The organism is Enterovibrio coralii, from assembly GCF_001559595.1.
In the GTDB taxonomy this organism is placed as follows: domain Bacteria; phylum Pseudomonadota; class Gammaproteobacteria; order Enterobacterales; family Vibrionaceae; genus Enterovibrio; species Enterovibrio coralii.
This window is the reverse complement of sequence record NZ_LNTY01000038.1, coordinates 1-328: the sequence shown is the minus strand read 5'-3', so window position 1 is coordinate 328 and position 328 is coordinate 1. Positions and strand designations below refer to the sequence as shown.

1 protein-coding gene is annotated in these 328 nt (G+C 53.4%); it reads left to right on the top strand.

Going from position 1 to position 328, the window contains the following annotated elements; all coding sequences use genetic code 11:
- Positions 1-328: calcium-binding protein (locus ATN88_RS16005; protein ID WP_269748174.1), on the top strand; the 328-nt coding region annotated here is incomplete at both ends.

Sequence of the window (328 nt, the reverse complement as noted above, 5' to 3'; positions counted from 1 at the left end):
TGAGCATGGCAATGACGTACTCGTAGGTGGTCACGGCAATGACACTCTTCAAGGCGGCACTGAAGATGACAAGCTCTATGGGGAATGGGGTAACGACCGCTTAGAAGGCGGGAACGGTAATGATGCCCTGTATGGCCAAGACGGAAACGATGTCCTCATTGGCGGCCACGGTAATGACCACCTCGATGGTGGCAATCATGACGACAAACTTTATGGCGAATGGGGCAATGACCGCTTAGAAGGCGGGAATGGCAACGATGCCTTGTATGGGCAAGATGGCAATGATGTTCTCGTCGGCGGTCACGGTAACGATCATCTCGATGGTGGT